Raw genomic sequence first — 23,456 nt, 5'->3', positions numbered from 1 at the left:
ATTCAGCTGCATGATAGCATCATTGTGGCAGCAGATACAAAAAAAGCAATTCAACAAGAAGACCTATCCATCGAACTTTCTAGCGATCCCATCTTAAAACTCCATAAATGGAAAAAAGGCATTATTTCAGGGACTGGCGAATATCATGTGATTTCACGAGCGGTTGAAATATTTAAGAAATTTGGACATTCAGACGTTAGCCATTTACCACAATGCCTCAACATTTCGAGGCAATTACGAGAACTCGAGGTCAGCACACACTACCCACAAATTCAACAAACAAAGCTCTTATGTTCGAGTAATACAGAACAAGGGGTAAAGTTGTATAAGGTTGAACGCTTTGATCCATCTGAACCATACAGCTTAATTCCATTTGAAGCGATGGACATCAATATTTGGTTGGTCGATCTAAATATAGAACCCATCCTGTTAGAGATTCAATCCTTATATAACAACCTCAAAGACTATGCGGAATTTAATCACCCACTGGATTGGGTGAATTACTACACAGCACAGATGGCACTAATTTTTAAAAAGCACAGTCAACAAGATGTGATGATGAGTCCAAGCTTTGATCTATACTGTCAAACAAGCACACAAAACTTTTATGGTCACATCTCGAATGATGGAGATACACCCACAACTTTTAAGGCAATCATTCCAAATAATGCTTTGGATTTAACATAAATCTCTTATACGAAATGAAAAAAGCCCCAACATCCTGTTGGGGCTTTTTTCATATTTGCGTCCTAGGGGCAACTCCTGTCATCCCTCACGTCCTGATGCGAGAACTTATTATTTTTGTTTGATGTTCTGGAACTTCCTGTTCCTCATGTGTCCATCATAGCAAATGTAAAATTCATGCCTACTGGCAAATCTCTTGAATCCCTGTCAGCAAATGCTTACATCAAAAATTATAGATAATTAACTCATTACCATTATGTTCCTGATGTGCAGCCTTGGCATTCAGTGACCAATTAATTTTCTTATGGGTCATGCTATAACCGTGAAATAGATCCCTAACTTCTGGCGTGTCATTCAAACTCAAAATAAATTTACCTTGAATCTGATCGAGTTGCGCCTTTAAGTCATAAAAGTCCTGTTTCGACCAAATCCCTTTCCCGTACATCTTTTCACAGTCCCAATAAGGCGGATCAAGATAAAAGAGCGTATCGGGATGATCCATGCGTTTAAGCATGTAAGCATAACTACAATTCTCAATCACGACATATTGCAGACGTTCATGAATGGATTGTAAATGCTGACGCAATTCCTCTCCCATTTTGAGCATCCCTTTTCTTTCACGGGAATAAGAAAAAGTACCATCTAACTGGCAAGCGAAAGCTGCTCGAAGCAAATAGTAGAATTTGGCTGCACGTTGAATATCTGTGAGTCCATGCTCCATCTGGCGCATGTCATTGAATGTTGTCCGTGAGAATAACTGTAATTCAAACTCTGCCAAAAACGCATCGAAATGGAATTTTAGAATGCGGTATAAATTAATCAGGTCATCATTGATATCATTAATCACTTCAACCTGAGAAGCTGTCTTTTTAAATAATACCCAGCCCGCACCGCCAAAAACTTCCACATAGGTTTTATGCTCTGGCATCATTTCAATGATGGTTCGTGCGAGTTGAGACTTCCCACCAACCCAGCCGCTAAAGCTATGCCCTTTTGGGTTATATTTTACCAGTTCATTGGTTTGTGTCATGGATCTTACCCGATACAGAAAGTTGCTCTAGGCAATCAGGTAAGGCACTCTGGGTGCTCATATAAGAATTGATGTTTTTACAACGTGGGCATTTAATTTCTAATTCATTAAAACCCTTAATTTTTGCCAGTAACTTGGAACAGTTTCGGCACTTAATACAAATCAAACTCAAGAATTAAAACACTCCTCAGTATCAAAATTATGAACAATCAATATTCTACCCTTTACTCAACAACGCCACATCCACCTGTAGTTCTTAGCTACCCTTTAAGATTTATGGCCTTATTCATACCAACTTTGCTACCCGATACACCGTTGCCACCCCTACTCCAACCGCTTTCGCAATTTCTTCACGGGTCATGGTTTCTACCTGTAACAATTGCTTGATTCGCTCATGTTTGGCTGTATTGGCTTTCTTACCTGAAGGTTTATAGCCTGAGCGCAATAGTCCCTGTTTAATCCTTTCCCGACGCTTATCATTGTCTAGGCGTGCCATCGTGGCCAATAGATCAATCAGCATGGCGTTGACTACATGTAAAATCTCGTTGGTCATACCATCCTGAATCATGCCATGTGTAGTTGGCAGATCCGCCACAATCAACTTTAAGCCCTTTGCCTTGATTTGTTGCTTCAGCGTATCAAAATCGTCTTGAGAGAGCCGTGACAGACGATCAACGCTTTCAACCAGTAAAATATCCCCCTGCTCTGAATCATTCAGCAATTTGCTCAATTCAGGGCGATTGAGCTTTGTCCCAGAGAAGTTTTCGATGTAACTCACAAAATGATCAGCATAGTTTTGACTAAACTGGATCAGATCATCCAAGGCTCTTTCTGCATCCTGATCTTTTGTTGATGCTCTTACATAGATTCTAACGGTCATAAGCAATCATTTAGACTTAAAATTGATAGTAAAGTAATAAATTAGCGTAATCGCATGATTAATGCTTTAAATGATAGTCAATTGATAGCTTAAATGCAAAAGCTATCATTTTATTTTTTATGTATAGGCTTTTGATAGGTTTAAAATGGATTTATTTGGGTATAAAGACACAATTCCCCACCTAAAATTTTACTGTTTAATTTTAAGTCAAAAACTCGTTGGTAAAGAAAGATAGCTAATTCAGCTTTTTAAAGCTGTTCTATAAAAGGCATAAAGTAAAATGGTATATTTTTTTTCTAGATTCTTAGCTTAGATGAATAAGTTGAATTTCTATGGTGATAAAGACACAATATCCCACCTAAGCCTTTTCAAGTTAAAGATAGAATTTGATTTAGTGCAAAAAAACATCAAAAATTTGATATTTAAAAATAGAAAAGAGGTTTTTAATTATTTTTAATTATTTTTAATGTTTTTAGGAAAGCTGAAAGCCTTGCTATATAAGCATTTCAGAGGACATAAAGACACAATACCCCACCGATAAAGACACAATACCCCACCGATAAAGACACAATACCCCACCGATAAAGACACAATACCCCACCTTTAAGACACATTGTTTTATGTTGTGCTATTAAACGCATTATGATTTAATGTGTCTTTATTAGAAATCTAAATAAGAGCGAGTCATGGGCGACCTAGTCGTAAAAGATAATGCCTTAATTAATGCAAGTTACAATTTAGAAGTTTCAGAACAGCGATTAATTTTATTATCCATTGTAAAGGCACGGGAAACTGGTACAGCAATTGATGCAACTAGTACCATTCGTATTCATGCGAGTGACTATATGCAGCGTTTTGGTGTTGATAAGCATGCAGCTTATGAAGCATTAAAGAATGCAGTTCATAACCTATTTGGACGTCAATTTAGTTATTCAATTATGGATGCTGAAACAGGAAATAAAAAAACAGTAAAGTCACGCTGGGTTCAGAAGATTGCTTATATTGATGACTCTGCAATTTTAGAAGTTGCTTTTACGATTGATGTCGTGCCACTAATCACTCGTTTAGAACAGAATTTTACAAGCTATCAACTGAAGCAGGTTAGTCAGCTCACCAGTAAATATGCAATTCGTTTATATGAGATGCTGATCGCATGGCGTGATGTAGAAAAAACGCCAGTGATAGAGATCTCTGATTTTCGCCATAAACTTGGTTTAGCTGAGCATGAATATAAGGCAATGAATCACTTCAAGAGCCGTGTACTAGAACCAGCAATTGAACAAATTAATAAATTTACCGATATCAATGCAGAATATGAGCAGTTTAAATCTGGGCGTGTGATTACAGGATTTCAGTTTAAATTCACACATAAGCGTAATAAACCGAACCATCTTCTTACGGAGAGAGACCTTAATACCCCTGACCTCTTCAACGGTTTGACTGAAAAACAGATTACATTGTTTGCAAATAAATTAGCACATGATCATGCCTTTTCTAGTCAGTTTGCTGAGGCTGGCGAAGAATATAAAGATGTTGAAATGCGCTTAATTAAAAAATTAGCTGAACCTGAATTTGTTCAGAAGTATTTGAAAGATCTAGAAAGATTAGGGTTTAAAATCTAAGTTGATTTTTACTTAAAAACTCATATACTCAAATGAGTTAAAAATCATTTGAGTAAAAACTCATAAGAGGAACAAATGAAAGTCATTGCAGTCTTGAATCAAAAAGGTGGTTCTGGAAAGACCACCATTGCAACTCATCTTGCCAGAGCATTACAAAAACAAGGTTACAGTGTTTTATTGGTGGATTCAGATCCGCAAGGTAGTGCGCGTGACTGGGCAGCAGTGAATGAAGAAAACCCAGTCACAGTGATTGGTATTGATCGCCCAACCATTGATCGTGATTTGAAATCTGTGGCAAAGAAAGATTTCGTTGTCGTTGATGGTGCTCCACAAGCATCTGATTTAGCGATTTCTGCAACTAAAGCTGCTGACTTTGTTTTGATTCCTGTACAGCCATCGCCATACGATATTTGGGCAACCTCTGATTTGGTTGATCTGGTTAAACAGCGTATTGAATTGACTGATGGAAAATTACAGGCTGCATTTGTAGTTTCAAGAGCAATTAAAGGTACAAAAATTGGTGCTGAAATTTCAGAGGCTTTATTGGGATATGAGTTACCCGTACTAGAAACCAAGATCACTCAACGTGTGATTTACCCAACCAGTGCCGCTAATGGCACCACTGTATTGGATATGGAACCAAGCAGTGAAGCATCTAAAGAAGTAGATGCTTTGGCATCTGAAATCATTAATAAGTTTTTGAGTAATTGAGTTTTTACTCATTTGAGTTTTGGAGTTTTTAATTAAATGAGTTTGTTACAAGCTGGTCGCCCAAGCAAAGGTGCAAAAGAAACTAAACTTGAAGATGTCTCTGAAAGTGTAAAGACGATTCGGGTGAATTTTGATTTGCCAGAGGATTTGCATACAGAATTGAAGATGTATGCTTTAAAGGAAAAGAAATCTGTAAAAGAAGTTCTGACAGAGCAGATTAAGCAGTTACTAGATAAATAATTTATTCATGCCTATAACTAAGAAGCCAAGTAGTTAACTGGCTTCTTAGCTAAGAAAGTGTAAGAAAATTCAAAAATAAGATAAAAAGCTGACTTATTTTCTAAGTTAGCTTTTTATATAGATGCTTTGTTGCAATATTACTCAATTACTCAATTACTCAATTACTCAATTACTCAATTACTCAATTACTCAATTACTCAATTACTCAATTACTCAATATAAATGCAATGAATTTTGTCAGCACATTCTTCATCTTTGATAATCAGGTCAGATAGTTATTTTGGATAAAAATTTATTCGGTAGTGTAGTGCTAGCTTCTCGTATGCTATTCGATCCATCTACTGGAAAGGTTTTGTACAAGTCTTTGATGGGAGCATCGGGTTTTGTCTAGCATGTGTTGGAGAGGTGATTCAGCCTTATCAATAGATCTTAGAAACGCTCTATAAGATATTGCTAAATCACTGTAAAAATTTCTAAAGAAAATACTATTAGAAAATAAATCCATAGTTTAGTTGATCTATAATTAATTTTTTTACTTTAGAATAATTTTTATGAATGTAATTTATCTCATGCATAATATTAATTTGTTTGTTTTTATTGATAAATATATCTATCCATTCTGAAAAAAAAGGGAAGATATAACAACAATCAACGAGAGATTTTAGAACGACTAAATCATTTGCACTTAATTTTTTTAAATTATTAAAAGTGAAATTTCCATTGCAATAATCCACTAATATATTTTTATTAATATTGATTAAGTAATTATTTTTTATTATTTTTAGACTAAATTCATAGTGATTTTCTATTTTTTTTATAGCCCTTGATAGTTCATTATTTGAAAGACTATATTTATTTTTGATATAATTTTTTATAGTAATGAATTGATTTTCTCTCCATTTTACTTTCAGCGGTAAAATTTTAGATATAAATTCTAAATCATTTCTACTTAGTTTATCTGTGTATGTTCCAACTTCATATTCCTTGTAAAGATATTCAGTTAGAAGTTGAAAATCATTAATATCGTTTGTAAATTTTATATAATTTTCATAAATTTCGTAGATATTTATAACAGAATGCTCTTCTAAATGTTTATTACCTTGATTACTATATGGATACCTAAATACTTCTCCATTAGGATCAATTCTATTATATTCTTCAATGGTATTTTCTAGTATGGGTATGATATAGTTCAAACGATAATCACGAAGTAAAGATATTTGTTCTTTAAAAAATAACCATAATTTCCAAATATTATGAGTAATAGTTAATTGATTTTTAATTGGTGGAATATTCTTTTTTAATAAGTTAATATTTGATATTTCACTTTTTAAAAAAAGCTCAAAAGAGTGTCTGGCTGTAAAAATAATTGGATATATTGCTGTATCATATGTCCAGAATATGGAATCTGAGCTTTTTAATTGTGTTCGATGTAAAATTGACTCTAACATCGCAATGGTTGCAGCTTGGTATCCCTCTAAATAAGTTGATATTCCAGTCCAACCATTATTTCCTACACAAGCATTTAGATGCCAGAGTTTTGGATTACCTTTAAAAATATTTGAAGACATATTTAGTATGTTAATTATCGACAATAATACATATAATAATATATTTATAGATAAAAATATTTAAACTTACTAATTTTTTAAATAAAAGCTGATCCGTAATAGATCAGCTTTCTAAATTAATAATCAAGACACAAACTTACATGCACTTCATGTTGCTGAATTAATTGATTGCTAATTTCAAATTCATCAGTTTCCAATAACTTACTTCCAATGAAAATTTCCTCAAACCCATCTCGGATTTCACTAATTGGCTGAGTTTTTACTGCTGCAACGATAAATTGAACATCATCTGGAATTTTGGCAAAGGCATTCAATACAAGGCCATAGTTGTAATCATTAATATCCTGTTGGCGAGGGGAGTCAATTACAAAAGGTGGAATAGATGATTCCGCATAAGTACACATTGCATGCAACAGCGTCAAACGAATAGCCAGCATAAGTTTAATACCATTTGCACCGCCACTGGTATGATTGAGAATTTCAGTAAAAGATTTCTTCTTTTTTCCTATTGTTAAGTCTAATTCTTTAGATAAACTCTCAAAATAATCTACAAATTCACCTTCTAAATTGCTTTTATTTTCTTTTTGGATTTTCTCTCTTTCTTTCTTAAACTCTGTTACGAGTGATTCCTTTTCTTCAATGATGGATTGATTTCTTGAGATGCTCTGTTCAATAGATGGAGTAATTCGTTTTTGGAATACTGAATAGTTCAAATATTCTTGAACATCATTAGCCTCAAGAAGTTCTGTTATCTTGTCTTCTTCAAACTGAATGAGTCGTGATAGTCTATTTAAATCTTGTTCACAGCTACTTTTATCTTTATTTAGGTGACCAATCCTTTTTAATAAAAGATCAGAATCTTTTAAAATTGAAAATTTATTCACAATATCATTTTCATGGATGACACCACAGGTTGGGCAAGTGACCTCAAATGGATCAACATTACGAACACTGTATTCATAATCTTGTTCTAGCTCACCAATAGCGATATTGACCAGTTCAATTTCATTTTTGAGAGAAGATATATTTGAAGATTTCTCAAGATATTCATTTCTAAGATTTAATAATGTTTTTTCATACTTATCGAGAGCGATAGATTTTTGAACAACTTTATCTGAATACCTTTCTGTTTCAAAGCTTTTTAAAAAATCAAAATTGAAGGTATCTCGTTCAACAATTTTTTGTAGATCTTTCTTTTCTTGTGTAATGATGTTTTCTTTATTTTTCTTTTCATAGTAATTTTGATCTAAAACACCACAAATATATTTAATCAGTTCAGTACGGTTATTTTTGTCAAAAGCATTCATGTTTTGGAAGCATAACCAAAAATGTGCCCAACCTGTCATCTGCTCAATATAAGTAGTCGCAAAGTAGTAGCTTGGTGGGACTTGAGAGAGTTGATTTGCATTAGAGTATTTCAGCAAAACATTGAAATTTAAAATCTCATTCAGCTTTTTAATAAAATCGCTGCTGACTTTTTTGGATTTGATGGGGTATCTATATGCCTCATTCGTATCTAGGTACAGAATCGAAATTTCATTATTATTTCTATAGATTTCATAGTTTCTTTCTGCCACAGAAAAAGAAATGAGGGTTTCTAGATCATCACACCATGTTTCTTCAAATTTAACATCGCAACCAATCCCCCAAAAAAGACTATTAATCAGGGTGGATTTTCCTTTAGTATTTTCTTCAGAATCAATCAGCGTTCTGAGATAGAGTTTTTGTACTTTCCCGCCGCGCTCGTTGAGAGATCTCAAGACGATTCTCTGAAATTGGAAATAACTCTTTGTAGTTTGCATGACGTAAATTCCGAATTAAAAGCTTAAAATTTCTTTGAGGATTTTTGTTTTTAAAATTGCTCATCATCAAGTATCATCCTAAAAACTTCATATATAGCAACAGCTTGTAGCCTATTATATTCTTTTAAGAAAATCATTTCATTTACTTTTTGGTCAAGAAAATCGACAGCCATTTTGTATGTATTCTCTTCATCTATATCGAGCGGTATTTGAGGTCTTATATTTTCTAAAAATGTGTCTAATTCCGTTTGTAGAGCAGCAGGTTTAATACACATTTTAAATAAATAATAGGCTCTTATTTTATTTAGTATTCTTTGAATCTGACTTTCAGTTTTTTTCAAATTCTGTGAGTTTACAGTAATTAATTTTTCAAGCTTTTGATCTATATCTTGATCTGTTTTGTTCAAAATATCTTCCGAAATTTTTTTACTTTCTAGACCTCTATGTTTGACACAATCTTCCCAGTATTCATACCGATTTTTATGTTTAGATTTTGGCCGTAAATCATCTTTTAAAAGACGGTAAATCTCACGAGGTCGCGAACCAACATCACCATAATGGTTTTCTATGAAGTCGTAAATCTTATGTTTTATTTGTGAATCTGAGTCATCTAATTTTAACCCTGTCTTTCGGAAAACAATCATGTCCTCATATTGGGCATTAATAGTAAAATTTAATTCATTTGAAATAGCAGTTGAAATAACTTTCTTATCATTTTCATGTAGTTCACTGAATTTATAGTCTTTATCTATATCTTTAATTTTATTGCTAAAATTAATGTCTTCTAGACAAAGTAGGCACAGTTTATCTACTTGATTTTCAAAACTTTTATCTTTTACACCTAAAATCATCTTTCCTAAAGTGGAATTGGTGCTTCCAGTGGATGTAATGCTTCGTGGCGTATATGATTTATATGTGGTTTTAATCTGGAAAAGTTCAAATTTAGTCGTTGGGCTATAAGTACAGCTATTAGCAAATAAAACGTCTTCATGAAATTCAACAAATGCAACGAATTCTTGTTTTTTATTTAATTTATCTAAGGCATGATAAATTGCCCAATCAATTTGGTACTCAAATCTTAATGAAGTGTCTAATCCTTTATTTTCACGCTCTTCATCATTCAATATATTTGGGTTTTGCATATTGTATGAAAGTCATATAAATATTAATTAATAGATTATAACTTAAAAAAACAAAACTTTATAATAAAGCCAAGATGTTGATTATTATTGTTATTTTCTTGGCTTTGTGGGTTTTATTGTTTACATGCAGATTGTATGATTTGAATAAGTTCAGAGAGTTCTATAAATTCCTCACTTTTGACCTCAGGACATTGCCGATAAATCCAGTCTTCTTCATAAACCTTTTCGAATAATGCAAAAGTATCTTCACTGAGTTCATTAAAAAATTCATTTAATGTATCAAAATGCAGATCGACAATTTCATTATAAGCTGAGCGCAAATCATATTCATCGATTACACCATTAGTACGAGCTTCTTTTAGTTCATCCAACGCATTTTTTGCAAACCATCTTATAAATTCTTCACCTGTTTGAATTGGTCGCCATTTTTGAGTCTTAAATAGTCGCTGTACAAGGTAACTGGTATCAGCTTGAGCAATAAATGCTTTGAGTGATTCTTGTTGAATATTATAAAAACAGAAACTACCCACATATTGATTGGCTAAAATCGTGAATGTACCGCTTTTATCCAAACTAACATCATCTTCAAAGTAAATTTTAACTTGATCAAATCCAAGTACAGATTTGATGGTTAATAGCTCGAAAGTTTTAGAATGAAAATTCATCACACCCCCTCCAAAACATTCACTACTTGCTCATAGTCTTCCCGATCTAAAACATAGTCACTCACAGGCTTACCATTTAAATCTGTGACTTCTACATGATGAACGCATTGCACAAAAAGCTCACCGTTTTGCACTTCACCGTCAAACTGAACATGCAGCACATGATTGTCACCAGTAGCAATAACAGCTTCATGAGCAGAAAGGTTCATTTTTTGAATGGAAAAACGTGTGGAATGAGTGGCGGATTGAACTTCTAATGGCTGTTGAGTGGTTTTAAAAGCACACGCTGTAGCTAAGCTCACTACACAGATACTAAACGCTATTTTTATAAGATTTTTTTGAAACATAGTTTCGACCTTAAAGTTTCCTTTTTGAGTTGGATTTAGTTTACTAAAGGAAACCTTTAAGTCAACAGAATTCTCTCTGAGAAACATTTTTTCAGGATTTATTGTTTACGAAAATGTAGGATTTCTAAATCTTTTCAAAAATACTCAATGCAAATTTTGAATATGTTTAACAACGACGCCAATAATTCTAATGTGATGCTTTTTTGAATCTAGCGGTGCAAAATCTGTATTTAATGGAACTAATTCAAAAAGTTCTCTGCCTTCTTCATCATATCCTGTCACACGATATTTTTTGAAAGTCACTTCATATTCCCCATTCTGAGCAATAACAAAGTTCCCTGGTTGTGGTGCTAAGTTTGGGTCAATAATGAGTTCGTCATTTGGCATAAATCTAGGGGTCATGCTTAGCCCATCTACAAGAACGCTAAAAATATCAGCAGGGTTCATTCCTTCATAATCCGTATATGTATAGTCGATTGGATTGATTCCATCGTAAACGACTTCGCGCCAAGCTCCAGCCTGCACAAAGTCGATAATAGGAATTCGTTTTAGTTTTTTATGAGAAAAGATGACGTTACTTTTTTCATCTTTTTTATTATTTCTTTCTGAATCAATGCTTTTACCTTTCATAATCCAGTCAGATGTCGTTTCTAATGCTGTTGCCAAAAGAGGCAGAGCGGTATTGCTTGGAATATTAGTGCCTGAAATCCACTTAGAAATTGTTCCTTTGCTTAATCCAGTTAAATTTATTAAATCTACCTGTCGCAAATTAAGCTCTTTCATTCTCTGAATAATTCGATCTCTAACTTCATACATGACATTTATTCCATGGGTTAATGTTTCCAATGGTAAACAATAAAGTTGATGTATGGGGAAACTTATGGTTTACTTTGAGAAACTTTTGGGTCGTTGAGATAAACATGACAGTAGATGAGCTGAAAAAACACTACAGCGTTAAATATGATTCTGATTTAGCTAAAATTTTGAAAAAAACTCGCGGGGCAGTCAGTAAGTGGCGTTCAAAGGGCATTCCTGTAAACACGCAAGCAATTCTGCAAATCAAAACAAATGGGCAAGTCAAAGCTGATTTAAGCTTTTAGAAGAAATAAGTAGGTAAAAATGAGCTTAGACGCAACTTTATGGGCTTGGAAAGCCCCTGTAAACACAGCCACCCAACGTCTTGTTTTATTGTCACTGGCAGATCGGGCAGGGGAAGATCACACCTGTTTTCCAAGTCATGAGCGTTTATCTAATGACACTTTACTCAATATCAAAACTATTGGAAAAGTTCTAAAAGAGCTACAGGAATTAGGCTTGCTGAAAGATACAGGGCAAAGAAAAGGTCGTCTGAATCGTGTAAAGGTCTACCAATTGGTCGGTGTGAATGGTCGAGATCAAAACTATCCAAAAACGGGTGAATTAGAAAATTCTAATCAACCCAAAAACGGTAGAATTAAAACACCCAAAATTGGGAGGATTAAAACACCCAAAATTGGGGGACAGAACCTACCAATAGAATCTCCCAATGAATCTAAAAATAAAAATAACTGGCTTTCGCTAAAAACTTTGAAAAAAGAATTGGAGTTGGCAACAGATCCAGAAACCATCGAGCACATCAAAACCGCCAAGTGGTTTGAACGAGAACTCAGTGCCTTTGAAAACTTCAATGTCGACAAAAAACATAACCCTGCCGTTATGCACTACCTGTTTGCTGACTGGTTACTTCGCAACATGAGCAAGTACCAAGCCCAAACCGAAAAACCACAAGCAGGCAAATCCAGCAGCAAAGCAACAGGCTTGTCTGAAAAACAAATTCAAGCATTTGCCAAAAAACTGTCACTGCTCCCTGAAATCGCAACCCAATACGCCCAAGGCACAGAAACCTACGACCAACTTACCATCAGATTGGCTCAAAAACTCCAAAACCCAAGCGAAGCCAAAAAATTAGAGCCGTATTTGCGTCAGGTTGGCTTCTCAGGCGTTTTAAACGAGGTTGCTGCGTAACTGTACCAAAAAAGCAAAAACACGCTGTATGCGCCAAATAGAGCGCATTTATGCGAACCCATAAAATTATTGATTCAACAAAGAGGAAAAACATGACTTCACGATGCGTATTTAAATGCCCACACTGTGGCTCACGCCTCAAACAAACCAACAGCCGCCAAGAACACGACTTATTTCGCGTGGCATATTTCTACTGCGAAAACGTACTTTGCGGTTTTACCGCACGCGGTGAATTTGCCATTACCCATGAAGTGTCCCCATCTGCCAACCCAAACCCAGAGGTCAACCTGAAAAACTTACGAAATTCGGGGATTACCCCTTAAAAAACCATTTTTTAAAAACATGTGAGTTTTGCAGTGAAATGCAGTATTCAAAACCTGAGTTTTTCCGCGCTAAAAACCTGTGCTAGACGGCTCATACAGGCAGTTTACGGGGCAAAGTGCCTGTGTAGTAAAACTGCCAGATTTAGAGCGTGCAGGTGGGTGGGGGCAACCGCGCGGCACTGGGTCAGACTGATCTGTTGACGGATTTTGAAATTTTGGGCGAAAAAAAGCCCCATCAGAGATGGGGCAGTTTTTAGAAATGGATTTTAATGGGTGCGTAACAGATTCTCTGCACCTTCTGCCAAGAATGCAGAACGAGATGCAAAACGTGGATCATGTTTCAGACGTTCATCAATGAGCTGAATTAAACGACTTGGTAAAGTCACATTAATTTTTTTGGCTTTACCTAAGTAGCGACTGACATCGACATCCACAATTGCCCAGATTAACCCTTTGTAGTCTTCAGCATTCATAAAGCGGTCAATGCTAGATGCCAAGGGAATCTCTTCGCCATCTTCTGCCAAGATTTCTAAATGACCTGCGATGGCTTGTTTCACGTTTTCCAAGGCTTCCTCAAAGGTATCACCTGCGGAAAAGCAGCCTGCAATATCAGGAACCTGAACACCGAAGGCTTCGGTATCTGACCCTTTCTCAATCGCAACTGGATATAACATTTTTAATTACCTCATTGTCTAAGGCTTAAAAAGTCGATTTTGTAGCAGTTCATGCAAGACCTGCCTGTTTCAAAATGCTTTTTACAGTGCCTGCTGGTAAGTCTTTTTTGGGGTGGGGCACAGTCACCAACCCCTTTTTCGTGGGGTGTTTAAAGTGATGATGGCTGCCTGTAACCCTGACTTCATACCAGCCGTCTGCTTCAATCATTTTGATTAAATCTAGACTTTTCATATTCCTTTCTCTAGATTCGATGAGGAATTATAACCCTAGAGTTATAGATGGACAATAACTCTAGGGTTATAATTTTTGTAAAGGGATTTGATTCAATAAAAAAGCCTCATTGGGAATGAGGCTTTTTTATTAGAGGCTAGTTATCGTGCTTAATTCGGTTAATATTTTTTCACACATCTGAATAGATTCATTTGCAGATTTTGCTGTAACCTCAATATCCAGTTTATAGTCAGCAACAATTCTCAATGTATGAAAATTATTTAGCCTAAAAGCAATACCTTTTAACTTTGGATTTGCAGGTCGTAGGCTAATTAATGTTTCTCTTAAAGAAGAGTGTGTTCCGCCTTTGTAGGCATCTATAGGTAAACCTAATTCTTCAGACTTACTTCTAACTTTATGAAATGAACAGTAATAACTTCTTCCCACAACTTGTCGGTAGTCAATTTCATCTAATGGAGATAAGGAAATAATTTTTTTGGAAAAATTTAAGAATTCTATACTGTCCACAAAATTTCCTTAATAATGCAGTGCATTGAAATAATTTTCAGAGGTAAAAATAATAGGGTATTTCAATATTTCATCAAATTCATACTTATCTAGTAAATTAACTAGAGAATCATTCATTTGATCATTTAATAATCCTACTGTTTCTAAATTTAACTCAGGATTAAATAAAATACTTGATACATTAGAATCAGCTACACTAGCAAATCGTGTTACTTTCCCAGAGCAATTCGCAAAGAAAACTTTATATGCTTCACTTAGGATATCTCTATAAAGATCTAGGTTCAGATTATGAGTTTCTAATTTTTTGATTTCACTGTTTAAGTGATCTAATAACTCCTTAAATCGAACTTGATCATCTTTTTTTAGTGATTTCATTTCTAGCATCCTTTTATCATAGAAGTCATAGCAGGTTGCAGCTTGAAAAAAAGTATAAAAATATTCAGGATCTTTTGTTGTTTCATAAGCATACCAATAAGCATCCATAGCCTGTTGATATTTACCTAAATGAGCATAGCAATTCCCAATAACTCTATACGCCATACCTCTATAGAAATTATTTTGTGTTAGTAAAAGAGCTGTTTCAGCCTTTTTTATTGCCTGTTCATTTTTATTGATATACGCATCAAGAATACTAAGCATAAGTTTATGCTGAAACAGATCAACAGATCCTAAGCTTTCAGCTTTTCTTCTCCAAGCTTGAATCTTAATTTCACTTTTAGTTTTAACAAGGCTTGAAAAGATTTCATTTAATAAATCTGAATAAACTGACTTTGGTATTGGATTCATTAAAGACTTTCTCTATCAAAACGCTTAACGGAGATATAGTAACACTTTAATACTTTTAAAGTGTTACAGATGAAAACTTATATAATATATAAGAAAAACTGCTTCACAAGATAGTTGCATTGATAATGCATAGCCTCTAATTTGGTCGTAATTTCTTATAAGTATTTGACATATTTATTTTTTATAAAGTCACCCGAATATTCCTTTACTGATCGGAACTACATATTGATGGGCTTTTTCTATGCAACATTTTGAATTTTATATTCCTTAAACCGAATGATTTCTTCACCCGCCCATTCATTCAGTTGCATCATACGCGACTGAATTGGCACGATTTCATTTTGGTAAAACACTTCAGCCGCATCCTTGATTGAGCCGAAACCACCTGTATTGGTCGGGACAATGCCCATCAGTTGTGGCGGAATACGCAGTGCCGCCAAAATATCATCACGGGTGATGGATTTAATATTGGCAAAGTCATCTTTTGCTGCAATTTCCGAGACAGGAATAATCTGAATGCCGTCCTTTTTGCCATTGGGCGCATAGTAAAACAGGTTGCGGAAGTTCCCTGGTCCCTTACTGTCTTTAAGTGCTGTCCTGAGTTTTTCAATATCGTTGGGATCACTGGCAGCATCATTCACATACATGATAAAACCCGCATGTGAACCATTGTTGTAGTATTTACGACGGAACAGGGTAGCGGACTCATTCAGCCATGCACTTTGTAAGGTCGCGAGGTATTCAGGTACACCATAAATCTCCTGATCAATATCCGTTTCACGGATCTGGCAAATCGAACCTTGTTGAAACAACCATTCTTCATTGCCTGCATAGCTGTTGTTCAATAGGTAATACTGATCATTTTCCCCAATCCGCACATATTTGGCTAAAACAGGCTGAAAGTTGATGGTTCTGCCCAAGCGCGAATCAATCCGTTCAAGGTAGGCGTTACCACACCAGATAAAATCCAGTGAAATCTGTTCAAAAGCTTTGCGGGATAAAAGTGGATGTGGGGTAAATAAATTGGCTAAAAAGTTGCGCTTAAAAATAATGCCACTGCTCAAATACGGTGTTGCCCGATAAGACTTGGACAAACCCGCCAGACTAAACTGCGGTTCAAACCAACGGCCATTGAACCAACATTCCATATAATCCGATAGCTCATTGCCATTCAGTACAGGCACAGGATCGCCAAAGGTAAAAGCTTCTGTCCGTGACAATGGCTGAGGGACAGCACTTTGTATTGCATCGGGCAATTGTTGAAATGCCGAGTTCATCAACCTTTTGGCAACGTGAAAGGGGTTCATTGGTAAATCTCCATAAATGATTGATTCATTGTGGTTTGTCCCTCAAGTGGTTCATTGTGAATGGCGTGCATGAGCGCCCAAGCCAAATCAGCATGTCCAATTTCTTCGGAGCGTCCTGCGGTAAAAGTCATTTGGCGTTGGCTGTTGGTCAGGGTCTTTTTAATGCTCATCAGGGACTGGGTCAGGTCTGTCCAGCCTGCATCGAATTCCAGTCGCCCATGACGAATCACATCCATCGTTTTAAGGACAAGGCGGGTTTTGACTTCTGGGGAATAACTAAACTGAGTCAGATTTGGAAAGAACTGTTTGACCAATTGGGCTACACCTGTGCCCATGCCTGTGGTGTCGATCCCGATATACGTCACCACATAACGCATGGTGATTTGTCGAATCATTTCTGCCTGATGCTTAAAGTCCATACCTCGAAATTGATGACGTTCCAAGACGCGGAATTTGCCACCCAAAATGCTTGGTGGGGCAATCACCACTAAACCCGCGCTGTCGCCTGTTTCCGCAGGGTCATAGCCGACCCAAACAGGTTTATTGGCCAGAGGTCGAGCATGAAACGGCTTGTAGTCATCTGCCCAGACTTCCCATGAATCCACCATGCAGGGTTGCAACAGGTTTAAAGGGAAAATAGATGCGCCATCATCAATAAACTGGCACATCAACAGGTTGGCAAATTCCTCGGCAGAATATTCAAAGCGTAATTCATCAATATCAAACAGGTCGCAGCCCCCATTTTCTGCATCCAGAATCGTGACGATTTGCCGCCACATTTTGTCTTCACACAAACGTCCGTGTTTTAAAGCATCATGTGAAACATCAATATTGAGTTTTTGATCTTTGGCACGTCCTTTGTTAAAGCGTGTGCCTGTCCAAAAGTCATAGGCTTGGTGTGCCATCGTGGAGGGTGTTGAAAAGTAGGTTTTACGCCATTTCTTATGCAACGCCATCGCTGAGGCGACTTTGTTCAGTTCATTAAAACCGTATGTCCAAAAGAACTCATCGAAATAGAAATTGCCATGATGTCCCTGTGCCGTTCGAGCATTGGTTCCCAAAAAGGTCAGGGCTGCACCATTGGGCAATAAAATCGGGTCGCCTGTCAGTTCTACATCACAGGCTTCGGCTGCAAAACTTTTAATATAGTCTTTAAAAATATGCGCTTGGGCTTTGGATGCTGACAAGAAAATCTGATTACGTCCTGTATCCAACGCATCGACCAAGGCTTCACGGGCAAAGTACCATGTTGCCCCGATCTGACGGCTTTTCAGGATGACGCGGCTACGTTGATGACCTGCTTTGTACCAGTCCTGTTGATAGTCAAATAGGCTATCTTCAAAGCAGCTAATCAGTTGTTCGACTTCTGCTTCGCTAAACTCATTCTGTTTTTTCTTGCGCGGGGCTTCATTGCGTTTACGAATATTTGGATTGAGATCCGCTTCACCGCCACCTTCACGATATTTTTCAATACGGGCAAAACGCTCATATTGGCGCATTAACAGATCAATTTCTTTGGCATCGCCACTAGTCTTTTTATTCTTGAGAATCAGGGTCATCAATTTGACCACCAAAGCTTCCTCAATCCGATTCTCAGGTTTTTCCTTGTCCCATTCCTCACGGGTTTTCCATGCCTGAATGGTACGTTCCTTTTCATCCAGTGCTTGGGCAATATCGACAATTTTCCAGCCCAACCAATACAAAAACTTGGCTTTGAGTTTGTTGTCGAGTACCAGTGCGAGGTTTGCAATCAGGGATAAATCGTTCATGTCCAATGGGAAGTTGCATTTTGAGTGCAACATTGGCAGCCCAGTGGCTTTTTATCAGCCTGTTTGAGTTCTTAAACGGAGTTTAAAAACTTTTCTCGGTTGCGACATTACGGCTGTATTGCCCATTCTGCACCTATTGAAAAATTGCCCACTTTCAACAGGTACAACCGTATGAGTACGCAACAAAAAAAATTGAAATCAAAATGGTTTCGAGTCGCTGTCGCTGGGGACACCACCGATGGTCGTGAAATTTCAGCCGACTGGATTACCCAGATGGCGCAAAGCTATAACCCGCAAACCTATGGTGCTCGGATCAATGTTGAACACTACCGTTCAGCGATGCCGAATAGTGCATTTGGAGCCTATGGCGATGTTTTGGCGCTGAAAACTGAAAAAGTCACCATCAACGGTGAAGAAAAAGACGCACTATTTGCCGAGATTCAACCCAATGACAACCTGATCACGCTGAATCAAAGCAACCAAAAAATTTATACCTCGATTGAAGTCGACCCCAACTTTGCCAAAACAGGTCAAGCCTATTTGGTCGGTTTAGCGGTGACCGATAGCCCTGCATCACTCGGGACTGAAATGTTGCAGTTTGCCGCAGGCGCTCAGGTCAATCCTTTTGCCGATAAAAAACAACGCCCAGAAAATCTGTTTAGTGCTGCACAGGAAGTGCAATTTGAGTTTGTGGAACTCAGTGAAAAGCCATCATTGCTCGACAAAATCAAACAGATGTTTAGCAAACAAGATCAGCAACAGGCTGAAAATTTCTCCCAAAATGAAACTGCGATTTTGGAAATCGCAGGGCAGACCGCTCAGCAAGGGCAACAGGTTGATGCTTTACAAACTCAGTTCACCCAGTTTCAAAATGATTTTAATGAGTTGAAAACCAAACTGGGACAAGAGCCACAAAATCCATCCCGCCCAAAATCAACCAATAGTCAGTTTAGCCAAGACACTGATGTTGTTGATTGTTAATCATAAATTAAATTTCATAAAACTCATATGAGTTAAAACTTAATTGAGTAATTGAGTAATTGAGTAATTGAGTAATTGAGTAATTGAGTATGCGTACACTTACCCGTCAAAAATACAATAAGGTCATGGGCGAACTTGCCAAGCTCAATGGCGTTTCTTCGGTAGAAGTCAAATTTACGGTTAGTCCAACCGTACAGCAAAAACTGGAAGATAAAATCCAAGAGTCTTCTGAGTTTTTAAAACGAATTAACATTATCTTGGTTGAAGAGCAGTCAAGCTCATCGGTGGGTTTGGGAATTACCCGTCCTGTGGCATCACGTACCAATACCGATAGTAAAGAGCGTCAGGCAACCGATCCAACAGGCATGGATGAGCGCGTTTATTTCTGTCGTAAAACGGATTTTGATACTGCAATCAAATATCAAAAACTGGATCAGTGGGCGAAATTCAAAGACTTCTATGCGCGTTTCCGTGGTCAGATTGTCAAACGTCAGGCACTGGATCGCATCATGATTGGTTTTAACGGAACCAGTTTTGCCAGCAATACCGATATTGTCGCCAATCCATTATTACAGGATGTCAACAAAGGATGGCTGCAAAAAATGCGTGAAGAAAACCAAGCGCGTGTTCTGAGTTCTGGCGCAGCCTCAGATAAAATCACGATTGGTGCCAATGGCGACTTTGAAAACCTTGATGCATTGGTGATGAGTCTCACCGATGAAATGATTGATGAAGTACATCAGGATAACCCAGATCTGGTGGTGATCTGTAACCGTAAATTGCAGGCAGACAAATACTTCCCATTGGTCAATAAAAATCAGGACAACAGCGAAAAATTGGCAGCTGACATCATCATTAGTCAAAAACGTATGGGCAATTTACCTGTCTATGCCGTGCCATTTTTCCCACAAGATGCCTTGTTGGTGACCACTTTCGATAACCTGTCGATTTATGTGCAAGAAGGCGCTCGTCGTCGTACCGTGATTGATAACCCGAAACGTGACCAGATCGAAAACTATGAATCGTCGAATGAAGACTATTACGTTGAAGATTTGGGCCTAGCCGCGATGGCTGAAAAAATCGTGATGATTTAAGGGGGGGAATGACGCATGAATATTACTCGACGCCATTTTCTCAAGCATCAAGCGCAAAGTGCAGCGGTACAAGCGGTTGAATTTGGCACCATGCAAAACCTAAACGCCTATGAACAGCAGTTATTACAACTCAACAATGACTTGGCACGTTTAAAACAGATCCAGTCCAAAGCCAATAAGATCAGCTTAAAGCAGGAACTGATTCAGCAGCATCTAGCCTATGTCGATGGCATTTTACAGAGCCGTCCAAAGGTTCAGGATATTGTGGTCACCACCATGTTGGTGTGGTGCATTGATATTGCGGACTATAACAAAGCACTGGAAATTGCGGCTTATGTTTTAGAAGGCAACTTGGCACTGCCTGACCGCTTTGAGCGTAGCCCATGCACCTTGGTGACAGAAGAAATTGCCAATACTTTCTTAAAACAGTTACGCACCGAACAGGCGGTGGATATTCAGGTTTTGTACCAGTTAGAACGCCTGGTGAATAACCCTGATTTGCCAAGCGATGTACGCGATATGCCTGATGAAGTCCGTGCCAAGCTGTATCTGGCAATTGGTAAAGCCAATTTGGCCTTGATTACAGGGGAATCCGAGCAAGATGCCCATTATGCGACTCAAGCCAAGCAGTATCTTGAACAAGCCTTAGAACTGGATGACAAATGCCGAGGTCGTCAGGATTTGAACCACGCCAGCAAATTGGTGGGGCAATTACCAAACCCTGAACCACAAGCCACCACTCCAAACTCAACAGATGAGGCAGCACCTGCTGCATCTTAACCTGTGCCCACGCACCGCGCTGGCGAACAATGGTCGTGATCCTACGACACAGTAAATCTTCATAGAGCCGTTGTTCCCACCAGCGCCCTGATTCTTTTAGGGGACAATCATGTCATTTGTGGCAAATGGTCATCTCAGTACACCCAGCACCCTCAAAATTTCCAGTGGGGATTTTTTCCCTGACATTAATTTGGCAGACATTCGTGCTGAAGTGCGGATTGATGGCTCAGTCACCGAAGCCCGTGTCAAACAGGCCGTGCTCGAAGAAATCATTGATGTCAATCGCTTACTGGTCAGTCTGGTACAGCCGAATATGCGTTTAGCTGATTTGGCGAAAACACAACTGGATGGCAAAGCAGATACGGAAATTCTGTATTTTTCCGCAGTGTCGAATGGTGTCGCTGCCAAGATAGCCGAGAAATATAGCAGTTATGACAGTACCAATTCAGGCAATAAACGCGCTGAAGAGGTTCGCAGCAGCATTGATGAATATCGTCGCAATAAACAATGGGCGATTCAACAGCTCAAAGGTGAAAATCATTCTGTGGTAGAGCTTATATGAATAAGACCATCAAATCCATTCAGAACGACACCATCGACAGTATTTGCTGGCGTTACTACGGACGCAGTGTAGGTGTAGTGGAACAAGTGTTGAGTGCCAATCCGCAACTGGATGAACTCGGGGTGATTTTACCCATCGGCACAGACGTTGTACTTCCTGATCTTGATTCTCCCCAAAACATTCAACAAAACATAAATTTATGGGATTAACTATGCCAGATCCAACAACAGGCGTGGCCATTACTGCAGGGGCAGGTGCAATTTCGATGCTGCCATTCGTTAATGGGGATGCACTTTTTGGTGCCGTGATCGGCGCTGCCTTTATTGCTTTTTATGCCCAAAACGTCAGTTATCGAAAACGCATTATTTCATTTTTACTGTCCACGGCCATTGGTTATTTGCTCTCACCAGAAGTGGTCAACCGCACCTTAATCGATAGCCATTCCACAGGGGCATTCATGGTTTCACTGGTGGCGATTGTGATTTTACAAAAGGCCTTGGCGTGGCTAGAAGGGGCTTCGCTTGCCGATGTACTGGGCATTCTCAGTGGAAAGCTGATTGATCTGGCTTCTATTTTTTCCAAAAAACCCAAAGGGAAGGATTAAGCCATGCTTGAAACCCTTTATGCCGTGATTGCTGTCGTTTTATATGTGTTGATTGCACTGCGGATCATCTGTTTTGACAGCCATGCCACCACGCATCAACGCCTCCATGAAATTGTGGCCTTCATTTTAATTGCTGCCCTGTTTGGGCAAAGCATCAACATTATTTTTTATAAAGATCCCGTCACCGTCTGGGACGCATTCTTTGCACTGGTTCTGTTTGTGATTGTGTTTCGGGCAAAAGGCAACATTGCCGTGATTTTTAGGAGTAAAGCATGATGATTTTAAAATTTGGTTCTAAAGGCGCAGAAGTGCTCGCCCTACAAAAATCCCTCACGCGTTTGGGCTATACCGATCAGAACAAAAAAACTCTGGCAGCCGATGGTGATTTTGGTGCAGGCACAGAATATGCCGTGATGCAGTTCCAGAAAAAACAAGGCTTGGTGGCGGATGGTAAGGTTGGGGACAAAACCGCAGCCGCCATCAATGGCGCTGATGTCAGTAAATTACTCAAAGACAGTGATTATCAGCAGGCAGCAACTCGGCTCAAGGTTTCCGAATTGGCAATTCGGGTGTTTGGTGCGGTTGAAGGGCGCGGCTTAGGTTTTCTTAGTAATGGCAAACCGAAGATCCTGTTTGAACGTCACCGCATGTATGCCTATCTCAAACAAAAGTTTAGCCTAAGCCGTGCTAATCAGTTAATGCAGCAATATCCAAATATTGTGAATACCGCAACAGGCGGCTATCAGGGCAACGAAGCAGAGTATGTCCGTTTAGAGCTAGCCAAGCAAATTGACGTTGAATGCGCCCTGCAGTCTGCAAGTTGGGGGCAGTTCCAGATTATGGGCGAGAACTGGAAAGACTTGGGCTATAGCTCGGTACAAGATTTTGTCGATCAGCAATATTCTAGTGAATCCTTACAGCTTGAAGCCTTTATCCGTTTTATTGAATGGAAGTCAGGCACAATCAACAGCAAAAAAATCAGCTTAATTGATGCCTTACGCACTGAAAATTGGGATGTGGTTTTTACCCTGTATAATGGCTCGAATTATAAGAAGCTCGGTTATCAAGCCAAGTTCCAAGCGGAATGGGATCACTTAGCGTCACTCTATCCTGTGCAACAGGTTGCATAAGGCAGATTG

Annotated in this window: 30 protein-coding genes; 15 read left to right on the top strand and 15 right to left on the bottom strand. The window is 38.0% G+C overall.

What is annotated here, in order from left to right:
- Nucleotides 1-687 (top strand): hypothetical protein (locus C1A47_RS15640; protein ID WP_111895953.1); only part of this gene is annotated, 687 nt, incomplete at its 5' end.
- A 220-nt stretch (nucleotides 688-907) separates the two neighbouring features.
- Here the strand turns inward: C1A47_RS15640 and C1A47_RS15635 are convergent.
- The 3 genes from C1A47_RS15635 to C1A47_RS15625 all read right to left on the bottom strand — a co-directional run bounded on the left by C1A47_RS15635 (nucleotide 908) and on the right by C1A47_RS15625 (nucleotide 2,594).
- Nucleotides 908-1,714 (bottom strand): DNA adenine methylase, encoded by an 807-nt coding sequence (locus C1A47_RS15635; protein WP_111895952.1) that lies wholly within the window; start codon nucleotides 1,712-1,714, stop codon nucleotides 908-910.
- Nucleotides 1,698-1,880 carry a Com family DNA-binding transcriptional regulator gene (locus C1A47_RS18045; RefSeq protein WP_111895956.1) on the bottom strand — a complete coding sequence of 61 codons (183 nt, stop codon included), beginning with the start codon at nucleotides 1,878-1,880 and terminating at the stop codon, nucleotides 1,698-1,700. Before C1A47_RS18045 ends, C1A47_RS15635 begins: the two co-directional genes overlap by 17 nt.
- A gap of 120 nt (nucleotides 1,881-2,000) precedes the next feature.
- Nucleotides 2,001-2,594 carry a recombinase family protein gene (locus C1A47_RS15625; protein ID WP_111895951.1) on the bottom strand — a complete coding sequence of 198 codons (594 nt, stop codon included), beginning with the start codon at nucleotides 2,592-2,594 and terminating at the stop codon, nucleotides 2,001-2,003.
- A 686-nt stretch (nucleotides 2,595-3,280) separates the two neighbouring features.
- On the opposite strand from C1A47_RS15625, the gene repM reads away from it, so the two are divergent.
- The 3 genes from repM (at nucleotide 3,281) to C1A47_RS15610 (ending at nucleotide 5,167) form a co-directional block, all read left to right on the top strand.
- Entirely contained in the window at nucleotides 3,281-4,216 is a 936-nt protein-coding gene (gene repM / locus C1A47_RS15620) for a replication initiation protein RepM (RefSeq protein ID WP_111895950.1), read from the top strand.
- Nucleotides 4,217-4,291: 75 nt separating this feature from the next.
- A complete protein-coding gene (gene parA, locus C1A47_RS15615) occupies nucleotides 4,292-4,927 on the top strand; it encodes a ParA family partition ATPase (RefSeq protein ID WP_111895949.1) in 636 nt (211 codons plus the stop codon).
- Between the two features lie 36 nt (nucleotides 4,928-4,963).
- Nucleotides 4,964-5,167 carry a chromosome partitioning protein ParB gene (locus C1A47_RS15610; protein ID WP_111895948.1) on the top strand — a complete coding sequence of 68 codons (204 nt, stop codon included), beginning with the start codon at nucleotides 4,964-4,966 and terminating at the stop codon, nucleotides 5,165-5,167.
- 488 nt (nucleotides 5,168-5,655) lie between these two features.
- Here C1A47_RS15610 and C1A47_RS15605 read toward each other — a convergent pair whose 3' ends face one another.
- The 6 genes from C1A47_RS15605 to C1A47_RS15580 all read right to left on the bottom strand — a co-directional run bounded on the left by C1A47_RS15605 (nucleotide 5,656) and on the right by C1A47_RS15580 (nucleotide 11,510).
- Nucleotides 5,656-6,738, bottom strand: a complete 1,083-nt coding sequence (locus C1A47_RS15605) for a hypothetical protein (RefSeq protein ID WP_111895947.1) — start codon at nucleotides 6,736-6,738, stop codon at nucleotides 5,656-5,658.
- A 116-nt stretch (nucleotides 6,739-6,854) separates the two neighbouring features.
- A complete protein-coding gene (locus C1A47_RS15600; protein WP_111895946.1) occupies nucleotides 6,855-8,540 on the bottom strand; it encodes a hypothetical protein in 1,686 nt (561 codons plus the stop codon).
- Nucleotides 8,541-8,590: 50 nt separating this feature from the next.
- Entirely contained in the window at nucleotides 8,591-9,682 is a 1,092-nt protein-coding gene (locus tag C1A47_RS15595; RefSeq protein WP_111895945.1) for a dsDNA nuclease domain-containing protein, read from the bottom strand.
- Between the two features lie 113 nt (nucleotides 9,683-9,795).
- Complete coding sequence (locus C1A47_RS15590) at nucleotides 9,796-10,347, bottom strand: hypothetical protein (protein ID WP_111895944.1); 552 nt, start codon at nucleotides 10,345-10,347, stop codon at nucleotides 9,796-9,798.
- Nucleotides 10,347-10,694, bottom strand: a complete 348-nt coding sequence (locus C1A47_RS15585; protein ID WP_162625970.1) for a hypothetical protein — start codon at nucleotides 10,692-10,694, stop codon at nucleotides 10,347-10,349. Before C1A47_RS15585 ends, C1A47_RS15590 begins: the two co-directional genes overlap by 1 nt.
- Nucleotides 10,695-10,838: 144 nt before the next feature.
- A complete protein-coding gene (locus tag C1A47_RS15580) occupies nucleotides 10,839-11,510 on the bottom strand; it encodes a LexA family protein (RefSeq protein WP_111895942.1) in 672 nt (223 codons plus the stop codon).
- A gap of 104 nt (nucleotides 11,511-11,614) precedes the next feature.
- Between C1A47_RS15580 and C1A47_RS15575 the strand changes: the two genes are divergently transcribed.
- The 3 genes from C1A47_RS15575 to C1A47_RS15565 all read left to right on the top strand — a co-directional run bounded on the left by C1A47_RS15575 (nucleotide 11,615) and on the right by C1A47_RS15565 (nucleotide 13,021).
- Complete coding sequence (locus tag C1A47_RS15575) at nucleotides 11,615-11,794, top strand: hypothetical protein (RefSeq protein WP_111895941.1); 180 nt, start codon at nucleotides 11,615-11,617, stop codon at nucleotides 11,792-11,794.
- A gap of 19 nt (nucleotides 11,795-11,813) precedes the next feature.
- The gene (locus C1A47_RS15570; RefSeq protein ID WP_111895940.1) at nucleotides 11,814-12,698 is read left to right on the top strand and encodes a helix-turn-helix domain-containing protein; all 885 of its coding nucleotides are present in this window, start codon (nucleotides 11,814-11,816) and stop codon (nucleotides 12,696-12,698) included.
- Between the two features lie 92 nt (nucleotides 12,699-12,790).
- Nucleotides 12,791-13,021: an ogr/Delta-like zinc finger family protein gene (locus tag C1A47_RS15565; protein WP_111895939.1), complete on the top strand. Its 231-nt coding sequence runs from the start codon at nucleotides 12,791-12,793 to the stop codon at nucleotides 13,019-13,021.
- A 266-nt stretch (nucleotides 13,022-13,287) separates the two neighbouring features.
- On the opposite strand, the gene C1A47_RS15560 is transcribed toward C1A47_RS15565, so the two are convergent.
- The 6 genes from C1A47_RS15560 to C1A47_RS15535 all read right to left on the bottom strand — a co-directional run bounded on the left by C1A47_RS15560 (nucleotide 13,288) and on the right by C1A47_RS15535 (nucleotide 18,296).
- Nucleotides 13,288-13,695 carry a type II toxin-antitoxin system HicB family antitoxin gene (locus tag C1A47_RS15560; protein ID WP_004755247.1) on the bottom strand — a complete coding sequence of 136 codons (408 nt, stop codon included), beginning with the start codon at nucleotides 13,693-13,695 and terminating at the stop codon, nucleotides 13,288-13,290.
- A gap of 49 nt (nucleotides 13,696-13,744) precedes the next feature.
- Nucleotides 13,745-13,927 carry a type II toxin-antitoxin system HicA family toxin gene (locus C1A47_RS15555; RefSeq protein WP_004755245.1) on the bottom strand — a complete coding sequence of 61 codons (183 nt, stop codon included), beginning with the start codon at nucleotides 13,925-13,927 and terminating at the stop codon, nucleotides 13,745-13,747.
- Between the two features lie 129 nt (nucleotides 13,928-14,056).
- Nucleotides 14,057-14,434 (bottom strand): hypothetical protein, encoded by a 378-nt coding sequence (locus tag C1A47_RS15550; RefSeq protein WP_111895938.1) that lies wholly within the window; start codon nucleotides 14,432-14,434, stop codon nucleotides 14,057-14,059.
- Between the two features lie 9 nt (nucleotides 14,435-14,443).
- Nucleotides 14,444-15,220 carry a hypothetical protein gene (locus C1A47_RS15545; RefSeq protein ID WP_111895937.1) on the bottom strand — a complete coding sequence of 259 codons (777 nt, stop codon included), beginning with the start codon at nucleotides 15,218-15,220 and terminating at the stop codon, nucleotides 14,444-14,446.
- Between the two features lie 239 nt (nucleotides 15,221-15,459).
- On the bottom strand, nucleotides 15,460-16,527 hold the full coding sequence (locus tag C1A47_RS15540; protein ID WP_111895936.1) for a phage portal protein: 1,068 nt from the start codon (nucleotides 16,525-16,527) through the stop codon (nucleotides 15,460-15,462).
- A complete protein-coding gene (locus C1A47_RS15535) occupies nucleotides 16,524-18,296 on the bottom strand; it encodes a terminase large subunit domain-containing protein (protein WP_111895935.1) in 1,773 nt (590 codons plus the stop codon). The genes C1A47_RS15540 and C1A47_RS15535 overlap by 4 nt, the downstream gene beginning before the upstream one ends.
- Before the next feature lie 171 nt (nucleotides 18,297-18,467).
- Between C1A47_RS15535 and C1A47_RS15530 the strand changes: the two genes are divergently transcribed.
- The 8 genes from C1A47_RS15530 (at nucleotide 18,468) to C1A47_RS15495 (ending at nucleotide 23,447) form a co-directional block, all read left to right on the top strand.
- Nucleotides 18,468-19,277: a GPO family capsid scaffolding protein gene (locus C1A47_RS15530; RefSeq protein ID WP_111895934.1), complete on the top strand. Its 810-nt coding sequence runs from the start codon at nucleotides 18,468-18,470 to the stop codon at nucleotides 19,275-19,277.
- An 89-nt stretch (nucleotides 19,278-19,366) separates the two neighbouring features.
- Complete coding sequence (locus C1A47_RS15525) at nucleotides 19,367-20,371, top strand: phage major capsid protein, P2 family (protein ID WP_111895933.1); 1,005 nt, start codon at nucleotides 19,367-19,369, stop codon at nucleotides 20,369-20,371.
- A gap of 15 nt (nucleotides 20,372-20,386) precedes the next feature.
- Nucleotides 20,387-21,151: a phage terminase small subunit gene (gene gpM / locus C1A47_RS15520; protein ID WP_111895932.1), complete on the top strand. Its 765-nt coding sequence runs from the start codon at nucleotides 20,387-20,389 to the stop codon at nucleotides 21,149-21,151.
- A gap of 109 nt (nucleotides 21,152-21,260) precedes the next feature.
- Nucleotides 21,261-21,713, top strand: a complete 453-nt coding sequence (locus tag C1A47_RS15515) for a head completion/stabilization protein (protein ID WP_111895931.1) — start codon at nucleotides 21,261-21,263, stop codon at nucleotides 21,711-21,713.
- Complete coding sequence (locus tag C1A47_RS15510) at nucleotides 21,710-21,922, top strand: tail protein X (RefSeq protein ID WP_111895930.1); 213 nt, start codon at nucleotides 21,710-21,712, stop codon at nucleotides 21,920-21,922. The genes C1A47_RS15515 and C1A47_RS15510 overlap by 4 nt, the downstream gene beginning before the upstream one ends.
- A gap of 2 nt (nucleotides 21,923-21,924) precedes the next feature.
- Nucleotides 21,925-22,317 (top strand): putative holin, encoded by a 393-nt coding sequence (locus C1A47_RS15505; RefSeq protein WP_162625969.1) that lies wholly within the window; start codon nucleotides 21,925-21,927, stop codon nucleotides 22,315-22,317.
- A gap of 3 nt (nucleotides 22,318-22,320) precedes the next feature.
- The gene (locus C1A47_RS15500) at nucleotides 22,321-22,593 is read left to right on the top strand and encodes a phage holin family protein (RefSeq protein WP_111895928.1); all 273 of its coding nucleotides are present in this window, start codon (nucleotides 22,321-22,323) and stop codon (nucleotides 22,591-22,593) included.
- On the top strand, nucleotides 22,593-23,447 hold the full coding sequence (locus tag C1A47_RS15495; RefSeq protein ID WP_111895955.1) for an N-acetylmuramidase domain-containing protein: 855 nt from the start codon (nucleotides 22,593-22,595) through the stop codon (nucleotides 23,445-23,447). The genes C1A47_RS15500 and C1A47_RS15495 overlap by 1 nt, the downstream gene beginning before the upstream one ends.
- Nucleotides 23,448-23,456 lie beyond the last annotated feature (9 nt).

Source organism: Acinetobacter sp. MB5, assembly GCF_003261585.1.
In the GTDB taxonomy this organism is placed as follows: Bacteria; Pseudomonadota; Gammaproteobacteria; order Pseudomonadales; family Moraxellaceae; genus Acinetobacter.
Note: the sequence above shows the minus strand (reverse complement) of the source record. Positions and strands in the feature narration are given on the sequence as shown.

Bases quoted from the DNA above. Each gene is read 5' to 3' on its own strand.
- C1A47_RS15525 (WP_111895933.1), top strand. From the start codon at position 19,367: ATGCGTACACTTACCCGTCAAAAATACAATAAGGTCATGGGCGAACTT.
- C1A47_RS15585 (WP_162625970.1), bottom strand. From the start codon at position 10,694: ATGTTTCAAAAAAATCTTATAAAAATAGCGTTTAGTATCTGTGTAGTG.
- gpM (WP_111895932.1), top strand. From the start codon at position 20,387: ATGAATATTACTCGACGCCATTTTCTCAAGCATCAAGCGCAAAGTGCA.
- C1A47_RS15500 (WP_111895928.1), top strand. From the start codon at position 22,321: ATGCTTGAAACCCTTTATGCCGTGATTGCTGTCGTTTTATATGTGTTG.
- C1A47_RS15545 (WP_111895937.1), bottom strand. From the start codon at position 15,220: ATGAATCCAATACCAAAGTCAGTTTATTCAGATTTATTAAATGAAATC.
- C1A47_RS15565 (WP_111895939.1), top strand. From the start codon at position 12,791: ATGACTTCACGATGCGTATTTAAATGCCCACACTGTGGCTCACGCCTC.
- C1A47_RS15510 (WP_111895930.1), top strand. From the start codon at position 21,710: ATGAATAAGACCATCAAATCCATTCAGAACGACACCATCGACAGTATT.
- C1A47_RS15505 (WP_162625969.1), top strand. From the start codon at position 21,925: ATGCCAGATCCAACAACAGGCGTGGCCATTACTGCAGGGGCAGGTGCA.
- C1A47_RS15575 (WP_111895941.1), top strand. From the start codon at position 11,615: ATGACAGTAGATGAGCTGAAAAAACACTACAGCGTTAAATATGATTCT.
- C1A47_RS15635 (WP_111895952.1), bottom strand. From the start codon at position 1,714: ATGACACAAACCAATGAACTGGTAAAATATAACCCAAAAGGGCATAGC.
- parA (WP_111895949.1), top strand. From the start codon at position 4,292: ATGAAAGTCATTGCAGTCTTGAATCAAAAAGGTGGTTCTGGAAAGACC.
- C1A47_RS15540 (WP_111895936.1), bottom strand. From the start codon at position 16,527: ATGAACCCCTTTCACGTTGCCAAAAGGTTGATGAACTCGGCATTTCAA.
- C1A47_RS15570 (WP_111895940.1), top strand. From the start codon at position 11,814: ATGAGCTTAGACGCAACTTTATGGGCTTGGAAAGCCCCTGTAAACACA.
- C1A47_RS15535 (WP_111895935.1), bottom strand. From the start codon at position 18,296: ATGAACGATTTATCCCTGATTGCAAACCTCGCACTGGTACTCGACAAC.
- repM (WP_111895950.1), top strand. From the start codon at position 3,281: ATGGGCGACCTAGTCGTAAAAGATAATGCCTTAATTAATGCAAGTTAC.
- C1A47_RS15515 (WP_111895931.1), top strand. From the start codon at position 21,261: ATGTCATTTGTGGCAAATGGTCATCTCAGTACACCCAGCACCCTCAAA.
- C1A47_RS15580 (WP_111895942.1), bottom strand. From the start codon at position 11,510: ATGTATGAAGTTAGAGATCGAATTATTCAGAGAATGAAAGAGCTTAAT.
- C1A47_RS15610 (WP_111895948.1), top strand. From the start codon at position 4,964: ATGAGTTTGTTACAAGCTGGTCGCCCAAGCAAAGGTGCAAAAGAAACT.
- C1A47_RS15530 (WP_111895934.1), top strand. From the start codon at position 18,468: ATGAGTACGCAACAAAAAAAATTGAAATCAAAATGGTTTCGAGTCGCT.
- C1A47_RS15605 (WP_111895947.1), bottom strand. From the start codon at position 6,738: ATGTCTTCAAATATTTTTAAAGGTAATCCAAAACTCTGGCATCTAAAT.
- C1A47_RS15560 (WP_004755247.1), bottom strand. From the start codon at position 13,695: ATGTTATATCCAGTTGCGATTGAGAAAGGGTCAGATACCGAAGCCTTC.
- C1A47_RS15600 (WP_111895946.1), bottom strand. From the start codon at position 8,540: ATGCAAACTACAAAGAGTTATTTCCAATTTCAGAGAATCGTCTTGAGA.
- C1A47_RS15590 (WP_111895944.1), bottom strand. From the start codon at position 10,347: ATGAATTTTCATTCTAAAACTTTCGAGCTATTAACCATCAAATCTGTA.
- C1A47_RS15555 (WP_004755245.1), bottom strand. From the start codon at position 13,927: ATGAAAAGTCTAGATTTAATCAAAATGATTGAAGCAGACGGCTGGTAT.
- C1A47_RS15625 (WP_111895951.1), bottom strand. From the start codon at position 2,594: ATGACCGTTAGAATCTATGTAAGAGCATCAACAAAAGATCAGGATGCA.
- C1A47_RS15495 (WP_111895955.1), top strand. From the start codon at position 22,593: ATGATTTTAAAATTTGGTTCTAAAGGCGCAGAAGTGCTCGCCCTACAA.
- C1A47_RS15595 (WP_111895945.1), bottom strand. From the start codon at position 9,682: ATGCAAAACCCAAATATATTGAATGATGAAGAGCGTGAAAATAAAGGA.